This window comes from Variovorax sp. P5_A3 (genome assembly GCF_056400665.1).
The window spans coordinates 108,862-133,363 of record NZ_JBFUKW010000020.1 but is presented as its reverse complement, the minus strand read 5'-3'; the positions used below and the strand labels follow the sequence as shown (position 1 = coordinate 133,363).

23 protein-coding genes are annotated in these 24,502 nt (G+C 61.3%); 12 read left to right on the top strand and 11 right to left on the bottom strand.

Translation table 11 applies throughout. The features are described 5' to 3' along the window. Positions 1-17: 17 nt before the first annotated feature. A complete protein-coding gene (locus AC1D3B_RS25835) occupies positions 18-872 on the top strand; it encodes a helix-turn-helix domain-containing protein (RefSeq protein WP_478193524.1) in 855 nt (284 codons plus the stop codon). Between the two features lie 12 nt (positions 873-884). Here AC1D3B_RS25835 and AC1D3B_RS25830 read toward each other — a convergent pair whose 3' ends face one another. From AC1D3B_RS25830 to AC1D3B_RS25785, 10 genes are all read right to left on the bottom strand, one after another. Beyond that, a complete protein-coding gene (locus AC1D3B_RS25830) occupies positions 885-1,574 on the bottom strand; it encodes a GntR family transcriptional regulator (RefSeq protein WP_478193571.1) in 690 nt (229 codons plus the stop codon). Positions 1,575-1,588: 14 nt separating this feature from the next. After that, on the bottom strand, positions 1,589-2,128 hold the full coding sequence (locus AC1D3B_RS25825; RefSeq protein ID WP_478193523.1) for a carboxymuconolactone decarboxylase family protein: 540 nt from the start codon (positions 2,126-2,128) through the stop codon (positions 1,589-1,591). Positions 2,129-2,142: 14 nt separating this feature from the next. Next, on the bottom strand, positions 2,143-3,177 hold the full coding sequence (locus AC1D3B_RS25820) for a Bug family tripartite tricarboxylate transporter substrate binding protein (RefSeq protein ID WP_478193522.1): 1,035 nt from the start codon (positions 3,175-3,177) through the stop codon (positions 2,143-2,145). A gap of 9 nt (positions 3,178-3,186) precedes the next feature. Continuing rightward, positions 3,187-4,110 carry a 3,5-dioxohexanoate:acetyl-CoA acetone transferase gene (gene kce / locus AC1D3B_RS25815; protein ID WP_478193521.1) on the bottom strand — a complete coding sequence of 308 codons (924 nt, stop codon included), beginning with the start codon at positions 4,108-4,110 and terminating at the stop codon, positions 3,187-3,189. A 142-nt stretch (positions 4,111-4,252) separates the two neighbouring features. Next, the gene (locus tag AC1D3B_RS25810) at positions 4,253-5,281 is read right to left on the bottom strand and encodes an aldo/keto reductase (RefSeq protein ID WP_478193570.1); all 1,029 of its coding nucleotides are present in this window, start codon (positions 5,279-5,281) and stop codon (positions 4,253-4,255) included. A 270-nt stretch (positions 5,282-5,551) separates the two neighbouring features. Then, positions 5,552-5,806, bottom strand: coding sequence for a hypothetical protein (locus AC1D3B_RS25805; RefSeq protein WP_478193520.1), 255 nt, complete (start codon positions 5,804-5,806; stop codon positions 5,552-5,554). Positions 5,807-6,182: 376 nt separating this feature from the next. Beyond that, positions 6,183-7,157: a Bug family tripartite tricarboxylate transporter substrate binding protein gene (locus tag AC1D3B_RS25800; RefSeq protein WP_478193519.1), complete on the bottom strand. Its 975-nt coding sequence runs from the start codon at positions 7,155-7,157 to the stop codon at positions 6,183-6,185. A gap of 9 nt (positions 7,158-7,166) precedes the next feature. After that, positions 7,167-8,525 carry an amidohydrolase family protein gene (locus AC1D3B_RS25795; RefSeq protein ID WP_478193518.1) on the bottom strand — a complete coding sequence of 453 codons (1,359 nt, stop codon included), beginning with the start codon at positions 8,523-8,525 and terminating at the stop codon, positions 7,167-7,169. A 606-nt stretch (positions 8,526-9,131) separates the two neighbouring features. Continuing rightward, on the bottom strand, positions 9,132-9,824 hold the full coding sequence (locus tag AC1D3B_RS25790; RefSeq protein ID WP_478193517.1) for a GntR family transcriptional regulator: 693 nt from the start codon (positions 9,822-9,824) through the stop codon (positions 9,132-9,134). Positions 9,825-9,914: 90 nt separating this feature from the next. Then, positions 9,915-11,390 (bottom strand): aldehyde dehydrogenase, encoded by a 1,476-nt coding sequence (locus AC1D3B_RS25785; protein ID WP_478193516.1) that lies wholly within the window; start codon positions 11,388-11,390, stop codon positions 9,915-9,917. A gap of 116 nt (positions 11,391-11,506) precedes the next feature. Here AC1D3B_RS25785 and AC1D3B_RS25780 point away from each other — a divergent pair, with 116 nt between their 5' ends. From AC1D3B_RS25780 to AC1D3B_RS25760, 5 genes are all read left to right on the top strand, one after another. Beyond that, the gene (locus AC1D3B_RS25780; protein WP_478193515.1) at positions 11,507-13,186 is read left to right on the top strand and encodes a thiamine pyrophosphate-binding protein; all 1,680 of its coding nucleotides are present in this window, start codon (positions 11,507-11,509) and stop codon (positions 13,184-13,186) included. A 36-nt stretch (positions 13,187-13,222) separates the two neighbouring features. After that, positions 13,223-13,846, top strand: a complete 624-nt coding sequence (locus AC1D3B_RS25775) for a glutathione S-transferase N-terminal domain-containing protein (RefSeq protein WP_478193514.1) — start codon at positions 13,223-13,225, stop codon at positions 13,844-13,846. After that, positions 13,755-14,978 carry a TRAP transporter substrate-binding protein gene (locus AC1D3B_RS25770; RefSeq protein ID WP_478193513.1) on the top strand — a complete coding sequence of 408 codons (1,224 nt, stop codon included), beginning with the start codon at positions 13,755-13,757 and terminating at the stop codon, positions 14,976-14,978. Before AC1D3B_RS25775 ends, AC1D3B_RS25770 begins: the two co-directional genes overlap by 92 nt. Positions 14,979-14,981: 3 nt before the next feature. Then, positions 14,982-16,868 (top strand): TRAP transporter large permease, encoded by a 1,887-nt coding sequence (locus tag AC1D3B_RS25765; protein ID WP_478193512.1) that lies wholly within the window; start codon positions 14,982-14,984, stop codon positions 16,866-16,868. A 491-nt stretch (positions 16,869-17,359) separates the two neighbouring features. After that, positions 17,360-17,536: a metallophosphoesterase gene (locus AC1D3B_RS25760; RefSeq protein WP_478193511.1), complete on the top strand. Its 177-nt coding sequence runs from the start codon at positions 17,360-17,362 to the stop codon at positions 17,534-17,536. Positions 17,537-17,622: 86 nt separating this feature from the next. Here AC1D3B_RS25760 and AC1D3B_RS25755 read toward each other — a convergent pair whose 3' ends face one another. Then, a complete protein-coding gene (locus AC1D3B_RS25755; protein WP_478193510.1) occupies positions 17,623-18,696 on the bottom strand; it encodes a Bug family tripartite tricarboxylate transporter substrate binding protein in 1,074 nt (357 codons plus the stop codon). Between the two features lie 100 nt (positions 18,697-18,796). On the opposite strand from AC1D3B_RS25755, the gene AC1D3B_RS25750 reads away from it, so the two are divergent. The 6 genes from AC1D3B_RS25750 (at position 18,797) to AC1D3B_RS25725 (ending at position 24,502) form a co-directional block, all read left to right on the top strand. Beyond that, entirely contained in the window at positions 18,797-19,390 is a 594-nt protein-coding gene (locus AC1D3B_RS25750; protein ID WP_478193509.1) for a fumarylacetoacetate hydrolase family protein, read from the top strand. A 111-nt stretch (positions 19,391-19,501) separates the two neighbouring features. Beyond that, positions 19,502-20,371 (top strand): polysaccharide deacetylase family protein, encoded by an 870-nt coding sequence (locus AC1D3B_RS25745; protein WP_478193508.1) that lies wholly within the window; start codon positions 19,502-19,504, stop codon positions 20,369-20,371. Continuing rightward, positions 20,361-22,712, top strand: coding sequence for a xanthine dehydrogenase family protein molybdopterin-binding subunit (locus tag AC1D3B_RS25740; protein ID WP_478193507.1), 2,352 nt, complete (start codon positions 20,361-20,363; stop codon positions 22,710-22,712). The genes AC1D3B_RS25745 and AC1D3B_RS25740 overlap by 11 nt, the downstream gene beginning before the upstream one ends. Beyond that, positions 22,709-23,584: an FAD binding domain-containing protein gene (locus tag AC1D3B_RS25735; protein WP_478193506.1), complete on the top strand. Its 876-nt coding sequence runs from the start codon at positions 22,709-22,711 to the stop codon at positions 23,582-23,584. Before AC1D3B_RS25740 ends, AC1D3B_RS25735 begins: the two co-directional genes overlap by 4 nt. Next, positions 23,577-24,074, top strand: a complete 498-nt coding sequence (locus AC1D3B_RS25730) for a (2Fe-2S)-binding protein (RefSeq protein WP_478193505.1) — start codon at positions 23,577-23,579, stop codon at positions 24,072-24,074. The genes AC1D3B_RS25735 and AC1D3B_RS25730 overlap by 8 nt, the downstream gene beginning before the upstream one ends. After that, positions 24,074-24,502, top strand: a complete 429-nt coding sequence (locus tag AC1D3B_RS25725) for a lipocalin-like domain-containing protein (protein WP_478193504.1) — start codon at positions 24,074-24,076, stop codon at positions 24,500-24,502. Before AC1D3B_RS25730 ends, AC1D3B_RS25725 begins: the two co-directional genes overlap by 1 nt.

The window sequence follows — 24,502 nt, the reverse complement described above, 5'->3', positions numbered from 1 at the left end:
CAAAATTCGGGGTTCACATGCAGGAGGCTTACGCACTCCACGAGGGTGCGTTCGGCACCGCGATCGTTCTGGAAGCGCGGGCCAACTTGGTGTCGCACGCACATTCGGAAACACAGCTTGCGCTTTGGCTCGGCGGCGCGCGCGCGCGTGCTCATGTCGGTTCTGACGTCGTTGCTTACAGCGAGAACATGGCGCTTGGCGTCAACGCGTTCCAAGCGCATGACATGGTGCGGTTGGATGACACCAGTTCCTGCCTGTTTATCGTTTTCATGCTCAAGAAGGCATGGCTGGATGACTTGGGTGAATCGAAGGCGCGCAGCTTCCAGTTCCCTTCGCCGCATGTACCCATCAGCGCCGCGATGCGCCGGTCGTGCTGGCGCGTGCTGGACCTGATCATTTCTGCCGGTTCCTCGCGGCAAGCCATCGACGACGAGGTTGAACGGCTTCTGGAAGCTGCAATCGCGGCGTCCACGACCGGCGATGCGACGAGCCCGCCGGATATGGTGGGCGGCATGTTGGACCACCGTCTGCGCAGCGCCATCTCGCACATGCGCGCCAACGTTTCGGAAAAAACCACCATCGACGAAATCGCGGCGAAGGTCGGCCTTTCCAGGGCGCGACTGTTTGCCCTGTTCAGGGATCAACTGCGCACGACGCCTCAGGTTTTTTGGAGCGGAGTGCGGGTCGAAGAAGCGATGCGGCGCGTGAGCGAAGGCAGCGAACTGACGAACGTCGCGCTGGACCTCGGGTTTTCCGCGCCGGGAAATTTCTCGCGCTTTTTCAAGGAGCACACCGGCGTTTCGCCATCAATCTTCAAGCGCGCCACGCGTGCCCCCTCCCCCGTCACAGTCACGGGGATCCCACGCGATTGATGGAACGTTCTGTCATGCTGCTCCGGCGCGCGTGACAACGCCGGGCAGATCCACCTCAAAGTTGCGAGCGCGAATCATCCGCGCGGCGGCTTCGATGTCATCTTGGACGGCTGCACGCAACGCTCTGGCGTCTCCCACCTTGATCGCACTGACGATTCGACCGTGTTGATCGCTCGAGTCAGAGAATCCCTGCTCGTTGAAGGTCTGTCCTATCAACGGGCCGACTCGCATCCACAGCTTCTCCACGATGGAAAGCACGAAGGGGCTTGCGCCGGCACGGTACATCCCGAAATGGAACTCGAAATTGCTGTTGAGGTAGGCGTCTCTGTCACCTGAGACCGCGGCTGAGCGCATGCCAGCCTCATGGTGCTCGAGCCGGAGGAGTTGCACTGAATCTAGAGCAGCCAGCGCATGATGCGCTGCCAATCCCTCGATGTGGCAACGCAGCTCCGTCACCTCGTCAAATTCGGCTCGCGTAATCACAGGCACGATGACCGATCGGTTCGACCGAAGCTCGAGCGCGCCTTCCGCGATCAGTTGCGTCATCGCTTCGCGCGCGGGCATCACGCTCGAGCCCACCATCGCAGAGATCGCCTTGACGGTCACGACCTGACCAGGCTGCATGTGGCCATTCATGAGAGCTCGACGCACCGTTTGGACGACTTGATCGCGCAGCGTGACGCTTTCGACGGGCCTCAGCACTGGGAAGGATGTAGTCACGACTCCTCAATCGACAGCGCCGACACCACGATCATTCGTGAAACCATGTTGTAGGCAGCGATGACCGCGGTCAGTTCAACAAGCATCTGCGTGTTCGGCAAAGCGCTGCTCGCCGCCTGCAGGGTAGCCGGTGCGACAGCGACGAGCAGCGTCATTTCGTACGCCAGCTGAAGGACGGCGCGCTCGGCAGCGTTGAACACTGGGCCATTGGCAGCGGCTGCTGGCACGTCGCTCAATGCTTCGAGCTCCTGCTGTGTTCCGCCCGCGGCCAGGAATACAGGCGCATGGTGCAAGAATTCGTAGTCTGCCTTGTTCAACATGGCAACTGCACAAATCGCAAGTTCGCGCAGCTTGTCTGGCAACGACAGGCGCTGTCGCACCGCGCCAAGAAAAGTGTTCCACCCCGAGGCGAGTTCCGGACTGTTCAGCAACAGGCGATCGAGATTTGAGAGCGTGCCGCCCCGACGCAAGCGAATGGCCTCGATCAGTTCCTTGGGTTCCGAGAGTTCAGCGGACACTAGTGCGATGGTTGGCATGCGGCTTCTCCTCCTCAATCCGCGGTCGCGCCGGATCTCTGCACGACAGCACCCCACTTGGAGAGCTCACCCTGATTGAATGTGGTCATCTCGTGCGCCGACATGGCCCGCGTCTCGATTCCTTGTCCTGCGAACTTCTCCGCCACCTCCGGTGTTTTCACCGCTGAAGCCGCCGCCGCGCGCAGTCTGGCCAGCACGGCTGGCGGCGTCGCTGCTGGCGCATACACCATGAACCAGGAAACCAGATCGAAATCGGGGTAGCCCTGCTGCGCGATGGGAACCACGCCCGGCGCCGCCGAGCTCTTGGTTGCGCTGGAAAGTCCCAATGCACGCAAGCGTCCGGCCTTGACGTGCGGCATCACGGCCGCAGGGTGATAGAACATGAACTGTGCCTGACCGCCCATCACGTCCGTCAGCGCCTGGCCGCCTTCCTTGTATGGCACATGCACCATCTGGCCACCGAGCTTGGTTTTCAGCAGTTCCGAAGCCAGATGGCCCGTCGTCCCGGTGCCAGCCGAAGCGAAGCTGATGCCCGGAGGCTTGGCAGCCGCCGCCTTCAGGTCGTCCAGATTTTTGAATGGTGACGTCGCAGACACGATAAGGAGGTTCGGCGTGTACCCGACGAAGCCTACCGGCGCGAAGTCCTTCATCACATCGTATGAAAGATTCTTGTACAAGGAAGGATTGATGCCGTGTGTGCTGGCCGTGCCCATCACCAGCGTGTAGCCATCCGCAGGCGCTTTGGCGACCGCGGCGGAACCGATCACACCACCACCGCCTGCTCGATTCTCGACCACGATCGTTTGCGTCAGCAGTTTGCTCATCGCTTCTGCGGTGCTGCGTGCGACGATGTCGGTCGTTGTGCCTGCGCCGAAAGGAACGACCATCTTGATCGGGCGCGTCGGAAATTCCTGAGCGACGGCAGCTGCACCGTACACACCAACAAGAAGGGCGAGGGCGACACCAAGGAAGGCGCGGGGCAACTTCACTCTGACCGCTGCTGCAGGTGAGCAGATTTGCTCGTGGGAGGAGGTCCTGGGGAAATGCATGGAGTTCGCTCAGAACTTGACGTTCTCAGCGCCTTTCAACTGCAAGATCTCCCGCGCCTCGGAGGGGCTCGCCACCTCGAGGCCAAGTCCTTCGATGATCTCGCGGACCTGACGAACCTGCGCGGCATTGCTCTCGGCAAGTTTCCCGCGGCCAAGCCACAGGCTGTCTTCGAGGCCGACACGAACATTGCCCCCCATGCTCGCCGACATGGCCGCAATGCGAAGTTGATGCTTGCCCGCACCAAGCACGGACCAACGGTAGTCTTTGCCGAACAGGCGATCGGCTGTTCGCTTCATGTGAGACACGTCCTCCGGATGTGTCCCGATTCCGCCCAAAATTCCGAACACCGTCTGGACGAAGAACGGCGCCTTGACCAAACCGCGCTCGGCGAAGTGCGCGAGGTTGTAGAGGTGACTGACGTCGTAGCATTCGAATTCGAAGCGCGTGTTGTTGGCGGCGCATTTCGCCAGCGCATATTCGATGTCCTTGAAGGTATTGCGGAAGATCAGGTCACGGCTGCCCTCCAGCGCTTCCCGTTCCCATGCATGCTTGAATTCAGTGAACCGCTCGAGCATTGGGAAGAGCGCGAAGTTCATCGATCCCATGTTGAGGGAGGCAACCTCCGGCGCGAAGCGCATCGAAGGCTGGATGCGTTCTTCGATCGTCATGTAGGGCGACCCACCGCTTGTCAGATTCAGCACCGCGTCGGTCCTGGCCTTGATCTGCGGAAGAAACTTGCCGAAGGCCTCCGGACTTTGGTCCGGCTTTCCGGTCACTGGATCGCGGGCATGCAGGTGAATGATTGCTGCGCCGGCCTCTGCCGCCCCGACCGAGGCCTCGATGATTTCGTCCGGTGTAACCGGCAGATAGGGCGACATCGACGGCGTGTGGATCGCGCCTGTGACCGCGCAGGTGATGATGACCTTGCTCATATCGCTCCATTGATGTTTGATCAATCATCAATGTAGTGCGATTCCCAGCTGGCCATATGCGCGTTTACCCTCGAACCCAAGAAGTCGAGCGTTACAAGTCTGAAACGCTTACCTGCCTTGAAGAAATATCAAGGGCTAGGGGTCAGACGGCAGGCGGGTTTCGATCGGCGAAGGTGACGCGCTGGTGCCAGTACGGATAGATCTGCTCACGGTTGCTCACAGCATCGAGCCGCGCGATCTGTTCCTCTGACAACCGGAAATCTGCCGCACCGAGATTGGCTCGCAGTTGGGCCTCGTTGCGCGCACCGATGACCAACGTCGATACGGTCGGCCTTTGCAAGAGCCAGTTGAGGGCCACCTCGGACACGGTGCGATCCACTTCTCCGGCAATGGCGCGTAGAACATCGACGACGTCGTAGAACTGGGCCACCGGCAATCCGGAGCCGAACCCGCCTTGCGCGGCAGTCCGACTGCCTTCCGGGGCAGGACTGTCTCGTGCGATCTTGCCGCTCAGGCGGCCGCCGGAGAGGGGACTCCACACGACCGCGCCCACGCCTTGATCCACGCCCAGTGGCATCAACTCCCACTCGTACTCGCGTGCGAGCAGCGAGTAGTAGGCCTGGTGCGCGACGTAGCGCGGCAGCCCTTCGCTGTTGGCAATGCCAAGGGCCTTCATCAAGTGCCAGCCCGAGTAGTTGGAACAGCCCACGTAGCGCACCTTGCCGGCGCGCACGAGATCATCGAGGGCTCGCAGGGTCTCCTCGATCGGCGTAAGCGCGTCGAACGCATGCATCTGCCAGAGGTCGATGCGATCGGTTCCCAACCGTCGAAGGCTGGCCTCGCAGGCGGCAACCAGATGCTTGCGACTAGAACCCACGTCGTCCGGGCCAGGGCCCGTGCGCATCGCGGCCTTGGTCGAAATGAGCAGATCATCCCGGCGTCCGGCGATAGCCTTGCCCAGAATCGCTTCTGCCTGGCCATCGGAGTAGACGTCCGCACTATCGAACAGGTTCACACCCGCTTCGATAGCAACGTCCACCAGGCGCGTCGCCTCTGCAACGTCGGTTTCGCCCCAAGCCTTAAAAAAGGCGTTGCTGCCGCCAAAAGTTGCCGTCCCGAGGCTCAGCACCGAAACCTTCAAGTCCGACGAACCCACCATCCGATATTCCATCGTGTCCTCCTGAGTTATGCGCCTCAACGGCGCGCAGCCATGTCTACAGCCTTGCAGTGCCAATAAGAAACGTCCCACGGCGGCTTCCGCCTGCCGTGCATCCAAGAGCTGTCCATCACCTTGCCGCCCACGTCCAACAGCGACCCTGCTTCGCCGGGTAGGCGCGCATACCCGGCGGAACCGCGTTCATGATCAAAGCCGATGCAGGTGCCAGCAGTTCCCCGGACGACAGGATCGGCCGCAGGCGGATTGCGACTGCAAGCTCGCCTGTCATCTCGTGTGCACGCCGAGGCGCGGAGCTGAAGAATTGCTTCGGCCGGATCCGCTTTCGCTCACAAGATGCACTTTGCCGCCGAGGAGGGCTGTACCCGCGGCAGCCCTTGCGGTCGGTATGGGCTCCCTCTTCTCCCAGCGGTCGACCGCGGGGTCGTATCGCCATACCGAGTCGGTCGCCTCCCAGTTGTTGACGTAGCCGCCAAAGACGTAAATCTTGCTTGCCACGCCCACGGCGCTTGTATGGTGCACTGCATAAGGGAATGGGCCGCCTTGCTCCAGGCGTCCTTGACGAGGTAATAGCCCAAGAGCTCAGTGGCACCGTTGTAGTCGCCGATGATGTATGCCTTGCCGTCGATCTCGGCAACTGCCACTTCCGAACGCTCCGCGGATTCGATGTGCCCTGTGTGGCCATGGCAACCTTCGAGGAGGTGCTGGCTGCCACCTCCGGACTGGTCGAAGCGGCCGCAGGCGAAGGCTAACAAGGCAAGGCCCGGCCGGCCACGAGGGCAACGCCTCGGACGGCCCAGATTGCATTCAGCATGTTGATTGGCGACGCATAGAGTGCCACCAACTTCCAGCAGCGAGGTGTCTTGTCGCCGCGCCACACCTTGAGCAAGGCAGCGAACTATTCCGGCTTGATATTGCTGGCCCTGGCGACACCCACGAAGGTGGCGGTCTGCTCCCGAAGAAGCTTGCCGAACTCCTCTGGCGTGCTCGAGATGACTTCAGCGCCCTGCTCCACCAGACGATCGCGCACCTCAGGCACTGCAAGTACCTTCGCCAAGTCGGCGTTGATCTTCAAGACCACGTTGCGAGGCGTGCTTGCCGGGGCCAGCAATCCCTGCCACGAGCCCGTCACGAAGTTCGCTACGCCAAGTTCAATCAGTGTTGGAATCTCGGGGACCGATGGCATCCGCTTCTGGCTGGCGACAGCAATCGGCTTGACCTTTCCGCCCTTGATGTGCGGACTGGCAATGAACAGACCGTTGAGCGTGATGTTGGCCTCCCCACCGATCACGGCGGTCATTGCCGCTCCGGCACCCTTGTAGGGGATTTGCAGCATATCGGTGCCGGTTGCAAGCTGAAACTGTGCACCCGCCAGACGAGCTGAATTGTTCGAGGCAGCGAAATTCAACTTACCCGGGTTCGCCTTCGAGAAGGCGACCACATCAGCCACGTTCTTAACTTCGAGCGAGTTCGTCACAACCAGCGCGTGAGGCGAGAACTGGATCAGCGTGACCGGCGCAAAATCCTTCAAGGGGTCGAAGCTGAGTTTCGAGTAGAACACGGGAGCCATGGTCAGCGTCCCAATGTCCAGCAGCATCAACGTGTAGCCGTCACCGGGCGACCTGGCCACATAGTCGGCGCCGACATTGCCGTCGGCTCCAGCCTTGTTCTCGACCAGGACAGGTTGTCCCCAGAGATCGCTCAGCTTTTGACCGAGCACACGGGCCAGGCTGTCAGAGGTACCGCCGGGCGCAAAGGGAACCACGATGCGAACGGGCTTCGTGGGAAACAAATCAGCAGCTTGAGAGGCCGTCGAAGCCGTCAGGAGGACAGCCGCCGCGCTGGCCAGAGCGCGCTTGATTGAGGTGTTCATGGTTGGAACTCAGTTGTGCTGCACTTGTACACCCCGATGCCACACGGAGTTGATTCGAAGCGTGTTCTTGATGTCTTGCAGGGGATCCGCATCAAGCACCACCAGGTCCGCTCTCTTTCCTGGCTGGATCGAGCCGCGATCTTCGAGTTTGAGTAGGCGTGCTGCGTTGGACGTGGCTATGGTCAATGATTGGAGCGGGGTCAAGCCTGCATCCACCATCAGCGCGAGCTCGCGGTGTTCGGCAATGCCTGGGACGCGAAGTCCGACGCCAGAGTCGGAGCCGAAGCCCACAGGAATCCCGGCCTTGTAAACCGCAACAAGGTTCGCCTGGCCCATCGCCAAGTCGCGCCGAGCGTTGGCGGCTCCAGGGGCTGCCTTCACCCGCGCCTGCCACGCTGGATCGGAGATCAGGGCCTTCAACTGAGGATGAATCCAGGGTGAAACCAACGGGTCCGTGGCAACCTCAGGCCGATCTGCGAAGATGAAGTTCGAGTCGTCCAACGCCAGAGTCGCGATGTACCAGGCATTGCGCTGCTTCATGAGCGCAATGAACTCCGCGTCAACAGATTTATCACGTACCCCGTGTGCAACGATGTCGCCCCCGACTCCGAGGATCGCCTTCGCGTCATCCATATCGTGAATGTGTGCTGCGACGCGCAGGTTGCGCTTGTGAGATTCGTCCACCACGGCCGCATAGATAGTAGGTGCCACCTTCGTCGGCAGGGATTTGCCGAAATCATCCAGCCAAACCTTCACCAAGTCCGTGCCTCGCGCATTCATCTCTGCGACCGCCGCTCGCGCCTCCTCTGGCGTCTTGGGACGAGAGATCTGGTTCGCCGCGATCGTGACAATGGCCGCCGGTGGAGCGCCTCCTTCGACGCCGATACCGCGGTCCGCACCGAAGATGTCGGAGCCTGCGAGCTTGCCTTGGATGAGGTCTGTTCGGATCTCGTAGAACAACGGTCCATTCATGCCCAAGGACGTGACCGTGGTCACTCCGAGCGACTCGAACTGCTTCAGCTGACTGACGATGAATTCACGGTTGTAGTTCTCAGGCTTTGATTGCGTGCCCTGGACGATGCCGAGATGTGCGTGATTTGTGATGAGGCCGGGGATGATGGTCTTGCCGGCGACGTCGATCACGCGCGCTCCGGACGGGATGCTGACATTGGCACCCGCGGCGAGCACTTTCCCGTCAGCAATCACGATGGTTGCATTCGGCACTGGCGGCGCCCCTGTGCCATCGATCATGGTCGCGCCCTTCAGCGCGATCACCGGCCCCTTGGAACCAGGGCTGGCGCATCCCATCATCATGACAGCTGTCAGCAATCCCAGCACGAGCGGGTTTCGTAGATTGATTTGCTTCACTTTGGGTCTCCTATAGCGTTTCCGAATCCTGTCGTACTATATTAGAGTAGTACAGTACTCCGAGATTGCTCGTTTTCCCTACGACTGAGATTTCGAAGGGGAGGACGCACCCGAACACTCATTTCCCACCGGGGTCATGCACACCGAGCGCCCGTGAGTAGTGGTTCTGTCGATCCCAAGTGGGAGCCATGCTGGCGCCACTGAATCCAGTGAGGCGCGGGCCAAAGTGAAATAGCGGTTCAACACCGCCGGCATGGCGGAGGGAGGGAGAGCGTCAAGGTCAGGAAGGCGTTGGCGTCAAGGACTCTTGGCTCTTTCCTGTCAGCGCTCCGCAGGGTAGCTGCGGAAGGTTTGGTTGCGCACCGAACCGTTTCGCCTTGATGAAGGACGTCTTAGCCCGCCTGTGACTTGTGAAGCAAACGGGACCAAACCCACGGATTGGGGCCTCCGCCATTGGACGCCCGAGGCGGCGCTCCGCCGATGCGCTCGAAGCATCATCGGCTGCTAGGCGATCAATCAAGCGCTGCGGGCGCTCTGGTATTCCGGTCTTGTGCTCGGGCAGACCGCGCAGGCTTCGCCTCAATGAAAGGGCAAGCCCAGTCAGTACTACTTCCCGGTCGACGCGTCGGAGTTCAACAGCTCCAAGGTCGCTTCTGCGCCGCGTTGAACGTGAGTCAATGCTGCCTTCGCTGCCTTCTTCGACTCTCCAGCAATGATGGCATCGATGAGGGCCCCAATTTCGTCAACGTTCTCGCGAAGACGATCGCCTTGCTTGAGCACCAAGGGGCGCAGATAGGCCAGCCTGGCATGGATAAGCTGCAGGAAGCCGACAAGCAGAGCATTGTTGGACATCGACAAGAGCAGCTCGTCGAGCTCGTTCTTCACCTTCAGCATCTGCTCAACGCTGCCGCGGTCGAAGCTCTTCTTCAAGTCAGCAGAGATCTGCTTGAGGCGAGCGGTGGTCTCCTTGGTGATGTTCTCTGCAGCGGCGCGAGCGACCAAGGATTCGAGCGATGCCCGGACTTCGTAGTGGCAACGCGCTTCCTCCGGAGTCACAGAGGCCACCACCGGGCCCTTGTTGGGGATATTCGCCACCACGCCCTCGGCTTCCAACTGGCGCAGAGCCTCGCGCACCACTGTTCGGCTGACGCCGGTCCAGCTGACGAGTTCATGCTCCTTCAGGCGCACCCCTGGCGCAAACTTCCCGGAGATGATGGCGTTACGAATGTTGTCGGCGACCAGCTTTCGCAGGGGAGCGGCCTCCGCAACTGCCACTTTCAGAGCGAGCGTATCTTCCACAGTTCTCTCATACTATATGACAATCATATAGTGTAATGTGATGATGCGACTTCTGCCGCCGCACCATCACTTCTACGCACGCGGCAGCCGTTAGCGCAGCACGAAGGGATAGGGTTCGTCTCCGGTGCTCACCCACACAGCCTTGGTCTGCGTGTACTCTCGAATGGCTTCTTGCCCATTCTCGCGCCCAACCCCGCTGCGCTTGAAGCCGCCGAACGGAGAGAGAAAACTCACTGCACGGTAGGTGTTGACCCACACCATGCCGGCTTTCAGGTTGTCGCTCATGTACTTCATGCGCCGCATGCTTTGCGTCCAGACGCCGGCAGCCAATCCATAGTCAGTGTCGTTGCCGATCGCCAGGGCTTCGTCTTCCTCGTCGAAGGGGATGATCGATGCGATGGGCCCGAAGACCTCCTCGCGTGCAATGCGCATGTTGTTGTTGACGCCCGTGAAGATGGTCGGCTCGACGAACAGACCCTTTTCGGTGCCCGCCCTGTCGGCGCGGGTGCCACCGAACGCGAGCGTTGCGCCGTCTGCCCTGCCCACATCGAAATAGCTCATGACCTTGTCGTATTGCGGCTTGTTCGCAACCGGTCCGAGTTGCGTGTCATGTAGTTGTGGATTGCCCATCTTCACGTTCTTGGCCATGGTCACGAGCCTCTCCACGAACTGGTCGTGGATCGAGCGCTGCACCAGTAGGCGAGAACCTGCGATGCAGGCCTGGCCGGCCGCGGCAAAGATCCCTGCAACAGCGCCGTTGACGGCGTTGTCGATGTTGGCATCGTCGAAGACGATGTTCGGCGACTTGCCTCCAAGCTCAAGACTGACCCGCTTGATGCCGGCCGCCGCGCCCTGGTAGATCTTCTGCCCTGTCGCGTCGGACCCTGTGAACGCGACCTTCGCCACTTTGGGATGCACAACCAGCGGCATGCCGACTTCCCCGCCGTATCCGGTCACGACGTTGATGACGCCAGGAGGGAACCCTGCCTCGGCAAAAAGGGGCGCCATCTCGAGCAAGGATGCAGAGGTGTACTCCGACGGCTTCAGCACGACGGTGTTTCCGGCAGCCAGCGCGGGTGCAAGCTTCCATGCCACCAGCATCAGCGGGGAGTTCCACGGAATGATGCAGCTTACGACGCCCAGCGGCTCATGCTTTGTGTAAGTCAGCATGTTCGGCTTGTCGATAGGAATGACCGAGCCTTCGATCTTGTCAGCCAGGCCGCCGAAGTAGTAGTACCACTGCGACACGTAGTTGAGCTGGCCTTGCATCTCCGAGATGAGCTTGCCGTTGTCATACACCTCGGTCTCCGCCAGATGCTTCGCGTTCTTGGCGATCAGGTCGCCCAGTTTCCGAAGCAGCGCGCCACGCTGGGTGGCGTTGAGCTTCGGCCACTCGCCCGTGGTGAAAGCCTTGTGAGCGGCCTGCACGGCAGCGTCCGCGTCCTCCGAGTTGCCGCGAGGGATCGAGGCCCACGTCTCACCGGTGTAGGGGTCCATGGAGTCGAACCATTCGCCGCTTGCGGGTTTCATCCACGTGTTGTTGACCCACATCTCGTACTTCTTCATTCGGGTTTCTCCTGTGTTAATGAGACGTCCAATCTCCGTACTACTATATTACAGTACGACGGTCATATTGATAACGATGCTTCCTCGTTTTCCCCTATCAACCGAGAGACCTCTTCATGAATTCAACAAACGAACCGACCGTCGCCGCCGAGATCGCCAGGACTTTCAAGGCTGCAGGAATCGACCGGCTCTTCCTGCTAACGGGCGGCGACCAGCCGCTGTGGATCGCGCTACGAGATGCCGGAATCAAGATGATTGTTGGGCGAAGCGAAGCCAGCGCCGTGTACATGGCAGACGGGTACGCCCGCGCCACAGGTAAGGCAGCGGCGACATATGGACAGGCGGGACCAGGAGCAGCGAATGTGGCCGCTGCTCTGGCCGATGCCCACTGGGCCCAGTCCCCCGTCTTCGCATTGACAGGCGCGACTGCGACCGATGCCATGCATGCGGCTGAGTACCAGGACATCGACCAGTACACGATGTTCGGTCCGGTGACCAAGTGGAACGGCAAGGCCACTGAGCCGCAACAGGTTGCAAGGTTGGTGCGCCAGGGCCTGGAAAGCGCACAGGCCAAATCCGCTGGCCCTACGCACTTGGACGTTCCCAAGAACTATTTCGGCGCCAAGGTTGTCCCGACGCCCTCCAAGGGCCAGCTCGACGCTATCTCGTCCCCGCCAGGGCGCGTCCCCGCAGTCGAACAGATTGCGGACGCGCTTCGCAAGGCGAAGTCGCCGGTCATTTTGGTTGGAGAAGGCGTGCGATTCGCCAACGCAGGCGATGAAGTGAGCGCAATGGCCAAGGCCGCCGGTATTCCCATCGTGGTGACCATGGGAGGCAAGCCGTCGATACTGACGGCACACCCCAACTACTGTGGTGTCGTTGGACGGTACTCGGCCGTGACCGCCAACAAACTGCTTGCCGACGCCGACTGCGTACTCGCGCTCGGAACCCGTCTTGGCGGGCTCGCGACGAACGGCTACACCATCCCGCGCAGAGACGCGATTCTTATTCAGGTCGATCACGAAGACACGTCGTTCATCGGTCGCTACCAGCCAGACCTGGCGATCAATGCGGACATCCGCGCCGTCGCACCCGCACTGAGGGCGTTGTTCGAGGCATCCGGAACGGTTGAGAGCGAGGCGTGGTTCAAAGCATGCGCGGCTTCCACTGAAGGGTGGCGCAGCTATCTGTCCAACCAGATCGAGAAAGCCAGCAACGCAACGCATCTTTCCCCGCTTGTCGTGATCGATGAGATCGGCAAGTTTGCGAAAGAAATCACCCTCGTTGCCGATACTGGCTACATGGCAGCCTGGACGGGAGTCCTTTTTCCTGTCGAACGCCAGAACGCCTATTTCCGTGCTGTCGGCTCCCTCGGCTGGGCGCTTCCGGCATCGATCGGCGTCCAGATGGCACGCAAGGAAAAGGTCGTCTGCATCACGGGCGACGGTGGCGCCGGCTATCACCTTGCCGACATCGAGACTGCTGTCCGCTACAAGAGCCCACTCGTGATCATCATCATGGACAACCTCTCGTTGGCCTTCGAGTACCACGAGCAGAAGTACCGCTGGAACGGAAACGTCGTTGCCGAGGCCAACGACTTCACCGCAGTCGACTTCGCCCTCGCTGCAAAGGCCCTGGGTGCCAGTGGCATGACCGCTACCAACCGCGATACGTTGCGAAGCGCGGTGAGGACCGCATTGAACGCCGACGGTCCGACGGTCATCCATGCCCTGGTCGACAAGGAAGCATTCCCGCCGGTGACGAACTTCGACGCCGTCATGCAGCGGAGCATCTGATTGAGCCAGGATCCAAAAGACGGCCGATTGATCACCATGAAGGTAAAGATGAAGCTCTACTACGCCGCGCCATCGCCGTTCGCACGGAAGGTGCGTGTGCTGATCCGAGAACTCGGAATCGCCGACTCCGTCGAGGAGGTCACAGTCCACACAACACCGACAGCGCCCGATGCCGGGTTGACCTTGGTCAACCCGCTTTCGAAGATTCCGACGCTGATCACTGTGGACGGCGAGGCACTCTTCGACAGCCGTGTGATCCTCGACTACCTCACCGCGCTGGCGCCGGCGTCCGGCACGCCCTCATTCGATGCCGCTCCGCGATGGAAGTCGCTGCGCAGGCACGCGCTCGCTGACGGAATACTCGACGCCGGTCTCCTGCAGCGGTACGAACTCGTGTTGCGTCCGGCCGACCTTCGATGGCCGGCTTGGCTCGAAGCCCAACACGGCAAGATTCTGCAAGGTCTCAGAGCCCTCGCGTCCGATCCGCCCGTTGTGAGCGAGTCGATCGCGCTCGACGCAATCGCCGCAGCATGCGCGCTCGGATGGCTCGAGTACCGAATGCCAGACCTTGACTGGAAATCCGAACATCCATCTCTCTCGACCTTCTTCCTGGCCATGTCGAATCGGCGTTCGATGCTGGAAACGAAGCCTGACCCCTGAATCCAGGACGATCAACTTCGCCCGTGGTCGGCATGGCGTCGCGCCAAACACCGCATCTCGTCGGTTCTACTTCACATCCGCGTGTTCATATTTCAATCCAACAGAGACACACATGATCCATTCCACTTCACGCCGTTCGGTCATCAAGTTCGCCGGCATTGCAGGAGGTCTCTCCGCCATTGGAGTCGCACCATTCGCAAAAGCCGCGGACTTCACATACAAGCTCGGCACCCCTCTGCCCGCGACCCATCCGTTGAACCTGCGACTGAACGAGGCGTCCGATCGCATCGCGAAGGAATCCAACGGTAGGCTGGTCGTACAGGTCTTTCCCAGCAATCAGATGGGCAGCGATTCCGACTCGTTGTCGCAGTTGCGAAGCGGCGGTCTCGAGTTTGTCACTCTTTCAGGCGTCGTGCTTTCGACCTTGGTACCCCCGGCCGCCATCAACGGCGTAGGCTTTGCGTTCAAGGACTATGACGTCGTCTGGAGGGCGATGGACGGCGATTTGGGAAAGTACGTCCGCGATCAGATTGCGAAGACCAACATCATCGCGATGGACAAGATCTTCGACAATGGTTTTCGCCCGATCACATCCAACGTCAAGCCGATCCAGACGCCCGCAGACATGGTCGGCCTCAAGCTGAGGGTCCCGCCCGGACCGTTGTGGACCTCCATGTTCAAGATTCTTGGCGCCGCGCCAACGATGGTGAGCTTCTCGGAGCTCTATAGCGCGCTGCAGACCAAGGTAGTTGATGCTCAGGAGACCCCGCTCGGTTTGATTGAATCGAACAAGTTTTACGAGGTGCAGAAGTATTGCTCTCTGACGAATCACATGTGGGACGGACTGTGGCTTCTGGCAAACAAAAAGATGTTCGAGTCGCTGCCGCCTGATCTGCAGAAGATTGCGCGCAAGAACTTCGACATCGCGGCCGTCGACCAGCGGGCAGACCTCGCGCTGTTGAATGCGCGTGTGCAACGTGACTTGACCCAAAAGGGACTGGTTTTCAACCAGCCCAACGTGACCCTGTTCCAGGATGCCCTCGTCAAGGGCAACTTCTACGGCGAATGGAAGAGCAAGTTCGGACCGGAGGCCTGGGCGGTCCTCGAAAAGTACTCGGGCAAGCTGGGCTGATCCATGCAGGCTGAAATTCTCTCCCACAGCAGGCCTCGCCCAGCGAGGCAGTCGACAAACCGCTGGCTCCGTGGAGCGGATCGATGTGACCATTTCATCGGAGTCGCCGTTGAATGGACGGCAGCTTTGCTTGTCGCCGTCGAGATCGCTGTGCTGCTGGGCGGCGTGATATTCCGCTACGCGCTGTATCAGCCGCTGACATGGACCGACGAACTCGCCTCCCTGCTCTTCATGTGGCTTGCAATGCTGGGGTCCGTGACGGCGTTCCGGCGCGGCGAGCATATGCGCATGACCGCCATCGTGACACGCAGTTCGCCGCGGGTGCAACGCATGCTCGAATGCCTCGCACTCGTCGCTCCGGTCATCTTTTTGGCGGGACTGGCTTGGCCAGCGTTCGAGTACGCGATCGAGGAAGGGGCCATCACGACTCCGGCCATGGAAATCTCCAATGCCTGGCGGGCAATGGCACTTCCAGTCGGCATAGTGCTGATGCTTCAGGTCTGCATCGGCAAGGTGGCTCAGACAGAAAGCTGGATCATGAGCGCGCTGGTCGCCGGCAGCGTGCTCGTGGCGGCGGGGCTGCTGGCACTCGCAGGGCCGTTTCTTACCCACCTTGGAAACTTCAATCTCCTTGTGTACTTCGTTGCTCTCGTGGGCGCTGCCGTCCTCGCTGGCATCCCCATCGGCGTCGCGTTTGGGCTGGGTACCCTTGCCTACCTGACCCGCGGCACCACGGTACCTTTGTCGGTGGCCGTCGGCCGCATGGACGAAGGCATGTCGCACGTCGTGCTACTTGCTGTGCCACTGTTCATCTACCTGGGCGGTCTTCTCGGCATCACGGGCGTCGCGAAAGCAATGATCGGCTTCCTGGCCAACATGGTCGGACATCTCCGGGGAGGCCTTTCATATGTTCTGCTGCTTGCGATGTACTTGGTTTCGGGCATCTCGGGATCCAAGGCGGCCGACATGGCCGCAGTAGCACCGGCACTGTTCCCCGAGATGAAGGAGCGGGGCGCCAAACCGGGCGAACTGGTCGCGCTACTCGCGTCCGCAGGGGCGATGTCGGAGACCATCCCTCCGAGCCTGGTCCTGATCACCGTGGGATCGGTGACGGGCGTCTCCATCGCGGCGCTCTTCACTGGCGGTCTCGTGCCCGCCGTCGTGCTGATGGTTGCGCTGGGGTCAGTGGTTGCCTGGCGTTGCCGCCACGACAACCTGGCCCATGTCATTCGCGCCAACCGGAAAGTCGTCGTTCGATCTCTCCTGATTGCATTGCCGGGGCTCCTCCTGCCGTTTGTCATCCGCGCCGCGGTCGTGAACGGGATGGCAACCGCCACAGAAGTGTCGACGCTCGGCGTCGTGTACTGCATCCTGGTAGGTGTTTGCTTCTACAGGCAGTTCGACGTCAAGGAAGCAGTTCGTCTGCTCGCCGATGCAGCGAGCCTATCCGGTGCGATCTTGTTCATCATCGGGACGGCGACCGCGATGGCATGGTCGCTTACCCAATCGGGCTTCTCTCAGCAACTCGCCGCCGCGGTCAAGACGCTTCCGGGCGGTGCGGCGACCTTCATGGCGATCTCCATCGCCATCTTCATCGTGCTGGGAAGCGTTCTGGAAGGCATCCCCGCTATCGTCCTCTTTGGCCCCCTGCTTTTCCCCATTGCACGTGCAGTAGGAATCCATGAGGTGCACTATGCGATCGTCGTGGTGATCGCAATGGGCATCGGGCTTTTCGCGCCCCCATTCGGCGTTGGCTACTACGCGGCTTGCGCCATCGGACGCGTGAATCCAGACGAAGGCATGCGCCCCATCTGGGGCTACCTTGCGGTCTTGATCGCGGGACTCGCCGCAATCGCGATCCTTCCGTGGTTTTCGTTGGGGTTGCTGTGAGCTTGAATCAACACGTCGATGGGCGTCTGATCGGATGGCCTCGAAGCCGGTCATGGAGGGCAAGGCCATTCTCGTCAAAAAGGTTCGCAGGAATGGCGGTCAACCCGGTGGGAACCTACCACCAAGGCAATCAGATTCAGGACACGGCCCGGGTCGCGTTTGGCTGGCCGATTCATCTGTCTCAGGATGGGCAAAGACTCGGGAGGGGGGGCGCGAGCACCGTCCCGCCGTGACTTCTGGCTGCGACTCCGACAATCGAGTCCTCGGCTAGATCCATCTCGACCATGTTCTCCACGAACTCAACCAGCGTCGGGCGATCGAGCATGCCGGGGATCGGGTCATTCACAAAGCCGAACCCGGTGATCACCTCGCCATCGGCGAGCCAGGCCCCGCTCTACCCTAGGGCGATCGGGAGCGCCTCCCGTAAGCTGATAACCACATGAAGCTCCCTCGTCCTATCAGACCTGCACCTCGACAGCGGCACCTTCCGCGTGCCAGGGGTCGAGGTCGACGCCGTGATCCTGGCGGGCGACATCGCTGCGACCGCGGCCAAGGCGCTCCGCTGGGCGCAGCGGCCCGGCAACTTCGGCGCGGACATACCGATCATCTTCGTGCCCGGCAACCATGAGTTCTACGGCAGCGTGATGGACACGGGCTGGCGGAAATGAGCCAGGCAGCCGCCATCAACACCTACGCGCTTTCGAGACCGAAGCGGGCGCGGTCAGCGACGGCATGGGCCCGCGCCGGCACGATTTCAATCGAGCTTCGCGCCGGTCGCCTTCACGATCGGTCCCCACTTGGCCACCTCTGCGCGAACGAAAGCGTTGAAGCTCTCACCGACGAGGGGCTTCGGCGTCATTCCCATTGACTTGAATCGCTGCTGTACCTCCGGATCGGCCAGCACCTGCGATAGCGCGCTTTGAAGCTTGTCCAGCACCGGCTTCGGTGTCTTTGCCGGTGCGAACAGGCCGTTCCAGTTGGTCGACTCGAAATCGATGCCCGCTGCCTTAGCGATGCTCGGCGCAATGAACGGCTCCGTCATGTCAGACGGGCCGGACGAGCCCAACACGCTCGTCTTCCCCTCTCGCACCAGTTGACCGGCGGATGGCGGAGGGGGACACATGATCTGAACACGGTTGGAGAGCAGGTCGGGACCGATGGCTGCGGATTGCGTGTAAGGCACGTGGGTCAGCTCGACCCCCGCTTTTGCCGCCAGCAATGCGCAAGTGAGATGCGTACCACTTCCAACGCCGCCCGAGGCGTAGTTGATCGCCCGCGGATGCTTCTTTGCATATGCAATGAAGTCGTTGATCGTTCGAGCGCCCAGCTCGTTGTTGACGATGACCAGATACGGACTCTCACCGAGCAAGCCGACGCCGACGAAGTCACGTTGGGTGTCGTAGGGAAGGCTCTTGAAGAGGAAAGGATTTGCCGCCATGGCCAGATTCGTGACCAGCAACGTGTGTCCGTCGGGCACTGATTTCGCAACGAAGTCGGTTGCGATGGTGCCTCCACTGCCCGGCTTGTTCACGATGATGATCGGCGTGCCGAGCCGCTGCCCCAACTTGTCGGCGACCACTCGCGCAACAAGGTCGGTCGTCGTGCCCGGCGGCTGGATCGTAATCATCTGAATGGGTCGGCTGGGGAAGCCGCCTTGCGCACTGGCCTGCCAAGGCACGAGCGCAGGCACGGTGCACATCACCGCGGCCCGCAATATCGATTTCAGAGGCATCAAGGGGGTCTCCTGATTGTCCAAACTGAACTGGAGTCTAGCGTCAAAGTTATCTTTTGTCGATAAACTTGTTTGACAGCGATAAAACGCAGACATACCATGCATTACCCGACTGCATGGATACTTGAACGTGAGACTTCTTAAATTTGACAATGGGGCGGGCGCTCGCATAGGCGCTCGCGTGGAACGAGGTGTGGTGGATCTCACCGACCTTCTACCTCCAGCCCTTTCAACGTTCGAGGCGCTTGTCGCAGCGGGCGAAATCGGTCTGAGGGCTGTTCAGAGCGTCCTTGCGCAGCAAGTGGACGTTCTTCCCGTCGATCACTTGCGGTGGTTGGCACCAGTAGGCCCTGGCGCGAAGGTGATCGGGATTGGACTCAACTACAAGGACCATGCGGAGGAGATCGGTGCGCCGATTCCTGCGGAGCCGGTGGTCTTTCTCCGGGTCCTCACCTCCCTCACAGCGCATCGCTCGCCAATCGCAGCCACGGCCCTCTCCGATCAACTCGATTTTGAGGGCGAACTCGGCGTCCTCATCGGAAAGAAGGCCCGCAACGTCGACAAAGGGCAGGCGCTGGAACATGTGTTCGGCTACACCGTCATCAATGACGCCAGCGTGCGCGACTTTCAACTGCGCACACCGCAATGGACGCTTGGAAAGAACTTCGATCGGACGGGGGCCGTCGGGCCGGAAATCGTCACGGCAGATGAGCTGCCCGATGGAGCCCGGGGCTTCGCCATACAAACTCGATTGAATGGACAGGCTTGCGCAAGCCGCAGCTCTGGATGAAACCAGGCGATACCTGCCAGGTGGATATCGAGAACATTGGCACGTTGGTGAACCTCATCGAGGCATGTACCGACGGCGGACACGATTCTCAACTCTCTCAAGGAATACCCGATGAAGCACAAGACGTGGCCGAACGGCTCCAAGGTAGCCGTGCTGGTGAGCTACATGCTTGAAACATGGTCCCCCGGTCGCTGGCCCAGTTATTTCACCCGAACCTCGCCGCTGAAGGAAGGCTATACCGACATCGCCGGTATCAATTGGAGCCAGTATGGCGGACGCGAGGGCGCTTGGCGCATATTGCGCATTCTCGAAAAACACGGTGTGCCCGGCAGCATGGTGCTCAATGGCCGAAGTGCAGAGCTGTACCCCGACCTTGTTCGAGCTGCCGTGGACCGCGAGCACGTGATGGTTGCTCATGCCTACCATCAGGACGAATTGCTGCGCTATTTGCAACCCGACGCCGAGCGAGCAGTCATCCGCAAGACACTGGATGCGATCGAGAGCGCGGCCGGGCATCGGCCAATCGGCTGGGCCACTCCGATCTATGGGCACACCGAGAACACACTCGATATCCTGGTCCACGAAAAGATCGCCTGGACCCACGATGCACTGGACACCTCGACGCCCTACATGGCAAATACCCCATCCGGTTCCATCATGATGTTTCCGTGGACCGACTTTGTCGACAACCGCGTTCTGCGCGCCGACCCCAGTGGCCTGTACAACGCCCAGAAAGACGCCTTCGAATACCTCTACCACAACGAACCCATGGGAGTCGTCCACATCGGCCTGCACGCGCACGTCGGAGGTCGCCCGACCATGGCCGCGCAGCTCGACAAGCTGCTGACCCACTTCCGTGAATTCAAGGACGTGTGGTTCACGACGGCTGAGGGAATCGTTCAGTGGATGCGGGAGGAAGGGCTGGAGGATCTGTCTTTTCACGACCGTTTCTTTGGTGAGGGCTCTGCGCATGGTTCCTGAACTGTCCGAGGCGCGTCACATCGGGCGACAGGTTCGTCGAGTCGAAGATGCCGCCCTGCTCACGGGCCGCGCGAAGTTCGTCGATGACCTGCATCCTCCGGGCATGCTGCATGCGCATTTCATCCGCAGCCCCGTGGCGCACGCGAAGCTGAATTCCATCGATGTCGAGGAAGCCCGGGCAATGCCCGGCGTACGCGCTGTCTTCCGGTACGAAGACCTCGTTGCCCGTCACACGTCAGAAAGGATTCCGCTCGCATTCCCTTCCAAGGGGCTGAGGTTCGACGTCGAGCCGCGCGTGCTCGCCCACGAAGAGCTCACCTATGTCGGGGAGCCGGTGGCGATGGTCGTTGCCGAATCTCGTGCCCAGGCCGAGGACGCCGGTGCGCTGATCTTCATCGACTACGACCCGCTGCCAGCTGTCACACGGGCCCGTGCCGGTGTGGCGCCTGGATCGCCGCGAGTCCGCAATGACTTTCCCGACAACCTCGTCGCCGAGACCGGCGCGGCGTTCGGAGACATCGACGCGGCGTTCTCGCGCGCGGCCTTTGTCGTGCAGGAAAGCTTCGACGTCCACAAGGGCGGCGGACACTCCATCGAGGCGCGCTGTCTCCTGGCGATCTACGACGAAATGCAGGACCTGCTGACAGTCTGGGATGCGAATCAGATGCCGCACCGTGCGCGAGCGGTCATGATTCAGTCGCTCGGCCTGAGCGAACCCCAGGTCCGGGTCGTCACGCCCGCCGTCGGCGGCGGCTTCGGTCCCAAGGGCGGCTTCTACCAAGAGAACCTGGCGGTGCCCACAGCTGCCCTGATGCTGGGCGCACCCGTCAAATGGATTGAGGACCGGTACGAGAACTTCCTTTCCTGCTACATCGAGCAGGAGCAGGAATGGGATGTTGAGGCCGCTTTCGATGCCGACGGTCGCATCCTGGGCATCCGGGGAGTGCTCTACCACGACCACGGAGCGCATACGCCCTACGGCATCGCGATTCCTTACAACAGCGCGACCAATCTCATTGGACCCTATCCGCTGCCTGCCTATGACCTGAAGATCTTGCTGTCGCTGACCAACAAGGTGCCTTGCACTGCAACCCGTGGCGCAGGTCGCTCGCAGGGGACGTTCGTCATGGAGCGCCTCATGGATCGGGCGGCATCCCGCTTGCGCATACCACGCGACGAGATCCGGCGGCGCAACTTCATCCAGCCCCATCAGATGCCCTATGAGGTACCGCTGCGTGCACGCGATGGCAGCAAGATGGTTTATGACAGCGGCGACTATCCCGAATGCCAGCGCCGTGCGCTCGAGATTGCCCGCCAGGGATTTGAAGCGAGGCGCGAAGAGTCAAAATCGCGTGGCAGGTTGCTTGGCCTGGGCATCGGCAACTATGTCGAGGGTACCGGACGCGGCCCCTATGAAAGCGGCAGCGTCACGGTCGGCGAGTCCGGGCTGATCACGGTGACCACCGGTGCAACCGCACAAGGCCAAGGCACCCAGACGATGCTGGCACAAATCGTCGCCGAAGCCTTCAACGCTGAGCTGGACAGGGTTCGTGTGATCGTGGGCGACACCACTGCCAGCCCGCTGGGCCTGGGTGCCTACGCCAGCCGTCAGGCGGTGACCGCCGGCAATGCGGTATTCGAAGCTGCACAGCAGGTGGCGAAGAAGGCAAGGCAAGCGGCCGCCAGCCTCCTGGAAGCCGCCGCTGAGGACATCGAGCTCAAGGACGGCGAACTGCGCGTCCGCGGCTCCGACATGAGGATCTCGTTGGCCCAAGTAGCGAAGGCGCTCACCGGCGTACCAGGCTTCGCCATGCCGGCCGACATGAAGCCGGGATTGTCGGCCGCAGTCGACTTCATGGCGCCGAGCATCACGCACAGCAACGGTTGCCACGTCGCGGAAGTTGAGATCGATCCGGAGACAGGGTTCATCTGCCTGACCAACTACGTGGTCGTTCACGACTGCGGCCGGATCATCAATCCTCAGGGCGTCGAGGGGCAGGTGCTGGGAGGCGTGGCGCACGGCATTGGCGCTACCTTGTTCGAATGGATGCGCTACGACGAGCAGGGCCAACCCCTGGTCGGAACTTATGCGGACTACCTGCTGCCGGTCGCTGACGTCGTGCCCCGGATTCGGATCGAGCACATGGAATCCCCCACGCCCTTCAATCCACTGGGCGTCAAGGGGGCCGGCGAGGCCGGCACTATCGGCGCACCGGCGGCGATCATTGCCGCGGTCGAAGATGCGCTGTCCGAGTACGACATATTCATCCGCGACCTTCCGCTCACCCCCTACCGGCTCGTAGAGTTGATCGATCAGGCGCAAAAAGGATCGGGCACGTGAAGCCGGCTGGATTTCAATACCAAGCGCCCGAGAGCATCCAGGAGGTGCTGGAGCTGATCGCCGGGTCCGACAACTATCGGCTGCTGGCGGGCGGTCAATCGCTGGTGCCGATGCTCAATCTGCGGCTGCTGGCCCCCGACATTCTCGTGGACCTGAACAGCGTCTCGGAGCTCGCGGGCATCCAGGACGAAGCCAAGGTGCTGCGCATCGGCACCATGACGCGACAGCGCACGCTCGAGAAATCAGCCCTCGTGCGCCGCACATGTCCTCTGCTGGCTTTCGCTCTGGAGCATGTGGGTCATCAGCAGACGCGCAACCGGGGTACGTTCGGCGGAAGCCTTTGCCACATGGACCCAGGGGCGGAGCTCCCGGTCGCGGCGGCGGCGCTTGACGCGACCATGATGCTCGCCAGTTCGCGTGGAACGCGCACCCTGAAGTTCTCGGAATTCCCGGCGGGCCTGCTCGAGGCGAACATCCAGCCTGGCGAGATTCTCACGCACGTGGAGGTTCCCAAGCTCGACCCCGGCAGCGGCGCGGCTTTCGAGGAGTTCAGCCGCAGACCGGCCGATTTCGCGATCGTATCGTGCGCATGCATTCTGACGTTGGACAAACATGGCGCTGTCACCGCCCTCTCCTTGGCTCTCGGAGGCATTGCCCCGATTCCACTGCGCTTGTACGACGTCGAAAAGGCTGCGCTCGGTCGGCGCTTCGATGCCGCACTCGTTGCGGCAGCTCGGACCGCAGCCGCCAGTGTGCCCGCCGAAGACGCCGGCGAATACAGCGCTTCGTACCGATCGCGCCTTGCAGGTGTCCTGACCCAGCGCGCGCTGCAGCGCGCCTACGAACGCAGCACGAATTCAAACCATGGCTGATCTTCACGAAATCAAACTCGTCGTCAACGGCAAGCCCCACACGGCCCGAGTCGAAGCACGAATGCATCTGGCGGACGTGCTCCGGCATGAACTGGGGTTGACCGGCACCCATGTAGGCTGCGAACACGGAGTTTGCGGCGCCTGCACCGTGCTGGTGGACGGCGCCTCCGCACGGGCCTGTCTGATGCTTGGCGTGCAGGCCAAGGGAAAGTGCGTCGAGACGATCGAAGGGCTTGCGGAAGACGGACAGCTCAGCGCGCTGCAGTCTGCGCTCGCCCGGCACGGCGGATTGCAATGCGGCTATTGCACTCCCGGGATCCTCATGACCTTGACCGAACTGATCAGCGAGAGCCGCCAGCAGGAGCGGACCCCAACCGAACGGGAGGTGCGTGCCGCCCTGTCGGGCAACCTATGTCGTTGCACAGGGTACCAAGGCATCGTCGACGCAGCGATGGAGATTCTGGGCGGTTCGAAGCAGGAGGCCCTGTGATGACGCTGCGCGAGAGGCTGCTCGGCACCTGGACCTTGGTGTCCAACGTCAACTCCCGCGACGGGCTCGAGTCGCACCCGTTCGGTCCTGATCCGCTCGGACAACTGATGCTCGCCGCTGACGGGCATTGCTCCGTGCTGATGTTCGAGCGCGACCTGCCGACCTTCGTGAGCGGCAGGCGCATCGCGGGCACGGACGAAGAAAACCGCCGGGTGGTGCACGGCTGCCTGGCGGTCTTCGGAACCTTTGACGTTCTGGAGGCGGAGGGCACGCTGGTACTGAGGGCGATGGCGAGCACCTATCCCAACCTCAACGGCATCCCCATGCGGCGACCCCTGTCCCTTCGAGGCGACCTGCAGACGTGGCAGGTGAAAGAGGCGACGGTTGGGGGAACCTCACAAATTACTTGGAAGCGAACAGGCTCGTAA